At 41.3% G+C, this 6,538-nt stretch carries 7 protein-coding genes and 1 tRNA gene; all 8 read left to right on the forward strand.

Going from position 1 to position 6,538, the window contains the following annotated elements:
• A partial coding sequence (locus J7K93_13275) for a hypothetical protein (protein ID MCD6117972.1) occupies nucleotides 1–816 on the forward strand: 816 nt, incomplete at its 5' end.
• On the forward strand, nucleotides 813–2,123 hold the full coding sequence (locus tag J7K93_13280; protein MCD6117973.1) for a hypothetical protein: 1,311 nt from the start codon (nucleotides 813–815) through the stop codon (nucleotides 2,121–2,123). The genes J7K93_13275 and J7K93_13280, both read left to right, overlap by 4 nt.
• A gap of 42 nt (nucleotides 2,124–2,165) precedes the next feature.
• Nucleotides 2,166–2,879, forward strand: coding sequence for a ComF family protein (locus J7K93_13285; GenBank protein ID MCD6117974.1), 714 nt, complete (start codon nucleotides 2,166–2,168; stop codon nucleotides 2,877–2,879).
• Between the two features lie 138 nt (nucleotides 2,880–3,017).
• Complete coding sequence (gap, locus tag J7K93_13290; protein ID MCD6117975.1) at nucleotides 3,018–4,022, forward strand: type I glyceraldehyde-3-phosphate dehydrogenase; 1,005 nt, start codon at nucleotides 3,018–3,020, stop codon at nucleotides 4,020–4,022.
• A 6-nt stretch (nucleotides 4,023–4,028) separates the two neighbouring features.
• Entirely contained in the window at nucleotides 4,029–5,237 is a 1,209-nt protein-coding gene (locus tag J7K93_13295) for a phosphoglycerate kinase (protein ID MCD6117976.1), read from the forward strand.
• Nucleotides 5,237–6,007 (forward strand): triose-phosphate isomerase, encoded by a 771-nt coding sequence (locus J7K93_13300; protein ID MCD6117977.1) that lies wholly within the window; start codon nucleotides 5,237–5,239, stop codon nucleotides 6,005–6,007. The genes J7K93_13295 and J7K93_13300 overlap by 1 nt, the downstream gene beginning before the upstream one ends.
• A gap of 4 nt (nucleotides 6,008–6,011) precedes the next feature.
• Nucleotides 6,012–6,398 (forward strand): preprotein translocase subunit SecG, encoded by a 387-nt coding sequence (secG, locus tag J7K93_13305; protein MCD6117978.1) that lies wholly within the window; start codon nucleotides 6,012–6,014, stop codon nucleotides 6,396–6,398.
• A 51-nt stretch (nucleotides 6,399–6,449) separates the two neighbouring features.
• Nucleotides 6,450–6,533, forward strand: a tRNA-Leu gene (locus J7K93_13310).
• Nucleotides 6,534–6,538: the final 5 nt, after the last annotated feature.

A 6,538-nucleotide genomic window follows, 5' to 3' on the forward strand; every position in this document is an offset into this window, starting at 1 on the left:
CTTGAGGGATTTCAGGTCGGTGAGGTTAATGTCGCACTTAACCTTCAGGGCTTTCCATTCAGAATTATTACAGATTTTACTCTGGAAACTCTTGAGAGCGTAACAGGGAATCTTAAAAATCTTGTAATAAACGATACTATCCCACCTACTCAGGGGACAGAGGGATACACAATAAGCCTGCCTACAAATGAAGTAACGGATTTTATTAATTGTCTTCCTACAAAAATAAGAGTTACAGGTTTGCTGGAAATAAATGACAGAGAGAATGTTGCTACTGTATATGATACAACTTCTGTGCGGGGAGATGCTGATTTCAGAGTGCCTCTTGAGGTGAAATATCCTGGTTTGTCAAATAAGAGTAAACTTACGGAAATGGAACTTGATGATGAGGCGCATGATACAATAAAAGAGATAAGAAAGCGCCTTAATTCCGGGACATTGAATCTTAAGGTGTATAACCATCTTCCTATTGGGATTGATACTGTGCAGGTATGTTTTGCAGCAGACAGCAACAAAGTTTTCTCTTCTCCCGACCTGTCCCGAATGATAAAAATCAATCCGGGAGTTATTTCGGGGGATCCGGGGACAGTACAGGATTCTGTTGTAACCAACAATCACATAACAATCACAGGAAATGATTTATTGCTTTTCGAACAAAATCAGTATGTGTATTACGGAATTAAATACTTTTTCCCGGGAACAAACAATGAATTTATTAAAATCCGCTCAGACGATTACATCCGTATTGTCTCATGGATTACCGCACAGGTGAATGCTGATTTCTCCGATGATAACGGGGAAGGAGGTGGATCATGAGATCTGTAAAAAGAATTGTTACACTGTTTTCCTGTTTACTGATAACAGGTGCGTCAGGTGTATTTGCACAGACCAATGCCAGAGCAATGGGTATGGGCCTGGCTTACACTGCTGTTGCAAGAGGTGTGTATGCACCAGCATGGAATCCTGCAAATCTCGGACTGCCTGATAACCCCAGTTCATCATTTAGTTTCTTTTCAATAAGTGCAGGAGTGGGGAATAATTCATTTACAAAAGATCTTTATGATAAATATTTTGTTGAAGGCGCGGACGAAAACAACAAAATCTACTGGAATTCGGATGATGTAAATGCAATTCTAAGTTCAATACCGGATAATGGTTTTGTTGGGCATGTTCTTACAAATATTCAGTTTCTTTCGTTTTCAGTTGGCAGATTTGCTTTAACTTTCCGTGCTTACGGCAGCATGTTTACAAGGTTGAGTAGAGAGTATTTTGAGATTCCTCTTGTCGGCAACAAGATGAATCAGATATACAATATGAGCAAGACTAAAGCTGCGGGAATGGGGCTGGGAATAGTATCCTTCTCTTACGGACATCCCATAAAAGTGAATTTTGCAAAGGCTTTTTCCGTTGGTGCTTCTTTTAAGATGCTGTACGGATTAGGTTATGCAAACTCGGATAAGGCATCAATGATCCTTGAGACAGCACCCTACGGATTTAATCTGCACGGAGCTTATGAGGCAACTGTTGCTGTTGGCGGCCTTGGATGGGGGCTTGATCTTGGAACAGCGGCAAAGCTGAACAAAAAATGGGATTTCAGCCTGAGCCTTTCCAATGCATTGGGAAACATAAGCTGGAAAGATCCTAAAACCGAATTAGGATATTTTAATGGAGACTCTCTTTATGTCCTGTCTTTTGATGACAGCGATGAAAACAGCACAGATGACTCCTCCTGGTCTGTTGATAAAGAGAGATTCTCTAATAAATCACCCTCTGTGCTCAGATTCGGAGTTGCATACAAAGAATCGGATTTTATCATTACTGCGGATTATCTTCAGAGTTTCCATGATAATGCTTTTTTCTCGATTCAGCCCAGATTTGTGTTTGGTACTGAGTGGCGAAAATTGGGATTTTTCCCTTTAAGAATGGGCGTCGGAGTAGGAGGCAGGCTTGGAACTACACTCTCGTTCGGATTCGGGCTGCATTTGGGTTCATTTAAATTTGATGTAGGAATAATGAATCGGGGATTTATTAATCCCAATACAAGTAAGGGTTTTACTTTTGCTGTAGATATGAGTATAATCCCATCGGAAAAAAATAATGTTACGAGTTCAGGGTGGCGATAAAAAGAAAAATGTATTATCAGAAAATATTGAGCTGAACTAATTATGCTCCGGTACAGATCAATAGTAAAAAGAGTTCTATCTGTGTTAAGCGATGTCTCGTATTTTATCTATCCGGGGCAGTGTGCTGTGTGCGGGAAGGAAGTTGAAAAAGGCCATGTATGCAGGGAATGCACGAGGAAAATATTAGGCTCTTTCTCAATGCTCAGGTTTAATGAAAAGGTTGATTTCCCTTTAATAAAAGAGGAGGTTGCTTTCTCTGAATGTATATCAGGGTGGGAGTATTCAAACGATATAAAAAATCTTATTTCCCTGATGAAGTACAGAGGATTTGAAAACCTTTGCTTCTGGACTGGACGAATCATAGGCAGGAAAATAAAGCAAGTTGTTCCGCACAACAGCATTATTGTTTCGGTTCCTCTGCATGCTGCACGTAAAAGAGAGCGAGGGTATAACCAGAGCGATTTAATAGCAGAAGGTATAATAAAAGAAAATCCAGGTCTTCAGAAAAAGAATTTTTTAGTACGTACAAGAGATACAAAACCGCAGGCAGGTCTTAACGGGAGAGAGAGACAGGAAAATGTAAGAGGCGCTTTTAAAGTTAAGCGCACGATTCCATCCGGAATAAATACTGTAATAATTGTTGATGATGTGATTACCACAGGTGCAACAATAAATAATTGCGCTGCTGTTTTAAAGGAATATGGTGTTCATGAAGTCAGAGGGCTTTCAATTGCAAGGCCTGCTGCTGTAAAATAATTGCAATAGATATTGTTTTTTCTTGACATTTCAGAGAAAAATTTATATAATTTAGTTCGATATTTTTTCTGTAAGTTTTTAAAAATAATACTGTCATTTTGTAGGGCAGTAAAATTTTATTATGGCAAGGAGGAAAGAATGGCAATTCGTGTAGGGATTAATGGGTTTGGGAGAATCGGACGCCTTGTGTTTCGTATCGCAATGAAACGTTCTGATGTGGAGATTGTCGCTGTAAATGATATTACAGATGCAGCTACCCTTGCTCATCTCTTAAAGTATGATTCTGTTCACGGCAAGTACGATGGCAATATTGAAGTGAAAGGTAATTCGTTTATTGTAGACGGCAAAGAGATAAAGGTAATGGCGGAACGTGATCCTTCAAAATTACCGTGGAAGGATATGAGTGTTGATATTGCAGTGGAATCAACCGGCGTGTTCCGTACAAGGGATAAAATTGCAATGCACCTTGATGCAGGAGCTAAAAAAGTGCTGCTTTCTGTTCCTGCAAAAGATGAAATTGATGCAACAATAGTTCTTGGTGTTAATGATGATGATTTAAAACCGGAGCATAAAATAGTATCCAATGCTTCGTGTACGACAAATTGTTTTGCACCTGTTGTTAAAGTGCTGCACGATACTTTTGGTATTGAAAAAGGCCTTATGACAACAATTCATTCATATACAAATGACCAGAGTATCCTGGATCTGCCGCATAAGGATCTTCGTCGTGCCCGTTCTGCTGCCGTATCAATTATTCCAACGACAACAGGGGCCGCAAAAGCAGTTGGAAAGGTTATCCCTGATCTTGACGGTAAATTGAATGGCATGGCAGTGAGAGTTCCCACACCTGACGGTTCTCTCGTGGATTTCGTTGCTGAGCTGAAAAAAGATGCAACAATTGATGATATAAATAATGCAATGAAGAAATATGCTGAAGGAGAGATGAAGGGTGTGCTTGAGTACTGCACAGACCCGGTAGTTTCGGCTGATATAGTCGGCAATCCTCATTCCAGTATTTATGACAGTCTTGCAACGATGATGATGGGCAGCAGAATGGTCAAGGTTATTTCATGGTATGACAATGAGTGGGGTTACTCAAGCCGTATGGTGGATCTGCTCGTTAAGATGGCAAATATCGGATAGAAATAAATGAATAAACTTTCAATAAAAGATCTTGATCTTAAAGGAAAAAGAGCGCTCATCAGGGTGGATTTTAATGTTCCTTTTGATAAGAATCAGAATATAACTGATGATACGCGCATTCAGGCTGCTCTTCCTACAATAAGATATGCTATAGATAAGGGTGCAAGAGTTGTTCTTATGTCTCATCTCGGGCGTCCGAAAGGTAAGGTTGTACCTGAGATGAGTCTTAAACCTGTTGCAGTACATCTTGGAAAGCTTCTTGGTAGAGAAGTCGGGTTTGCTCCTGATTCCATAGGGGACACAGTTGAAGAGATGGCTGATAACCTTAAAGAGGGCGGTGTCCTCCTTTTGGAAAATCTGAGATTCCATCCCGAAGAAAAAAGTAATGATGCCGGGTTTGCGGAAAAACTTTCGCATCTTGGAGATGTCTATATTAATGATGCCTTTGGCACTGCGCACAGAGCTCACGCTTCAACAGAAGGCGTAACAAAGTATTTTGATAAATGTGCTGCTGGTTTTTTAATGGAAAAAGAGCTTACATATCTTGGCAAAGCAGTCGAAAACCCGGAAAATCCTTTTGTGCTGATTCTCGGAGGAGCAAAAGTTTCGGATAAAATCCCTGTAATTGAAAATTTTGCAGGCCGCGTATCAAAAATTTTAATAGGCGGCGGAATGATGTTTACGTTTTTAAAAGCACAGGGTAAAAATATCGGCAAATCGATTCTTGATGAAGAACATCTTAATTTCGCAGCAGAGGCTCTGAGTAGATATCCGGAAAAGATAGTGCTGCCTGTAGACTGTGTTGTTTCGGATGTTTTTAATTTTGCAGAAAGGCGCCTCGGTACTGTTGAGGTAGTATCATGTGATAGTATTTCCGATTCATCTTACGGGCTTGACATTGGCCCTGAATCTCTTGAAAAGTTCGGAAAAATTCTTTCCGGAGCAAAAACAATTGTATGGAACGGCCCTATGGGTGTTTTTGAAATAAAAGAGACAGCCGAAGGTACGCTCGGTGTAGCACGTCTTGTGGCAGAAGCAACTGAACAGGGGGCAACTTCTATTGTAGGAGGAGGCGATTCCGCTTCAGCAGTGAAAAGTGCAGGAGTTTCCGAAAAGATGACACATGTGTCAACAGGCGGAGGAGCTTCTCTTGAGTTCCTTCAGGGGAAGGTGCTTCCTGGTGTTGCAGCTTTGACCGAGAGAGGAGATGCCTGATGCGTATTCCTCTTATTGTGGGTAACTGGAAAATGAACATGACAGGTTCTCAGGTATCAAATTTACTTGAGGAACTGAAGACAAGGATAGATCCGGATGTTCCTGTAGATGTAGGAGTGGTTCCGTCATTTCCGTATCTTTCTCTTGCAGCCGAACTTCTCGTGGGTTCGAATATCAAAGTCGGTGCCCAGAATATGTCATGGGAAGTATCCGGAGCATTTACAGGTGAAGTATCTCCGATGCAGATTCGTGACACGGGATGCAGCTTTGTGATTCTCGGCCATTCAGAGAGACGGCACATTTTTGGCGAAACAGATGAAATGATCAATAACAAGATCAAACGTGCTGTTGATGAGGGGCTTAATATCATACTTTGTGTCGGAGAAAAACTAAAGCAGCGTGAGGATGGAAAAACAGAAGATGTGATAGATGCCCAGCTGAATGGCGGATTAAAAGATATAGATGTTGATAAAATGGACAGAATAACAATTGCTTACGAACCTGTTTGGGCAATAGGAACAGGAAAAACAGCAACTCCTGAGATGGCTCAGGCAGTACATGCATTTATAAGAAACTGGCTTAATGATGTGTATGGAAGCGGTGCGGCAAATGATGTTCGTATCCAGTACGGAGGCAGCGTTAAGCCGGAAAACAGCGCTTCCCTTATGGTGCAGAATGATATTGACGGCGCACTTATAGGCGGAGCAAGCCTTGATGCTGAAAAATTTGCAGAAATTGTTTATTCTGCATCAGGCAATAAAGAGGAGTAGCAATATGGCAGCATTTTTATCAGTAATACATGTTTTAGTGGCGCTTTTTTTAATAGTAAGCATTATGCTCCAATCATCCAAAGGCGGAGGATTGGCTGGAATGTTTGGCGGCGGTGGGGGCTCGGGTGCTGTATTCGGCGGCAGAGGAGCCGGATCCTTCCTTGCTAAGGTAACAATGTGGTTAGGGATTACTTTTGCTGTTACTTCTCTTGTTATTGCCCTGTTTTCAAAGCAGATACAAAGGGAGCCGGAAAGTGCGCTAAAAAAGGTTTTGAGTGAGCAGCAGACAGCTTCGCCTGCATCTATGCTTCCTGCGGCTTCAGGTTCAGGATCAGATATTTTAGTACCTGCCCAGGAACAAAATAGCAGTAAAGATAGTAAAAATAAATAACTATTTAAATTGAATCATTTTTTGTAAATTAAAATCCTCGCTGTACTATAAGCCGAAGTGGTGGAACTGGTAGACACGCTGTCTTGAGGGGGCAGTGGGAGAGATCCCGTGGGGGTTCGAGTCCCCCCTTCGGCACAAAA

It is taken from the genome of bacterium, from assembly GCA_021158245.1.
Taxonomy (GTDB): domain Bacteria; phylum Zhuqueibacterota; class QNDG01; order QNDG01; family QNDG01; genus QNDG01.

Bases quoted from the DNA above. Each gene is read 5' to 3' on its own strand.
- gap (MCD6117975.1), top strand. From the start codon at position 3,018: ATGGCAATTCGTGTAGGGATTAATGGGTTTGGGAGAATCGGACGCCTT.
- secG (MCD6117978.1), top strand. From the start codon at position 6,012: ATGGCAGCATTTTTATCAGTAATACATGTTTTAGTGGCGCTTTTTTTA.
- J7K93_13285 (MCD6117974.1), top strand. From the start codon at position 2,166: ATGCTCCGGTACAGATCAATAGTAAAAAGAGTTCTATCTGTGTTAAGC.
- J7K93_13300 (MCD6117977.1), top strand. From the start codon at position 5,237: ATGCGTATTCCTCTTATTGTGGGTAACTGGAAAATGAACATGACAGGT.
- J7K93_13295 (MCD6117976.1), top strand. From the start codon at position 4,029: ATGAATAAACTTTCAATAAAAGATCTTGATCTTAAAGGAAAAAGAGCG.
- J7K93_13280 (MCD6117973.1), top strand. From the start codon at position 813: ATGAGATCTGTAAAAAGAATTGTTACACTGTTTTCCTGTTTACTGATA.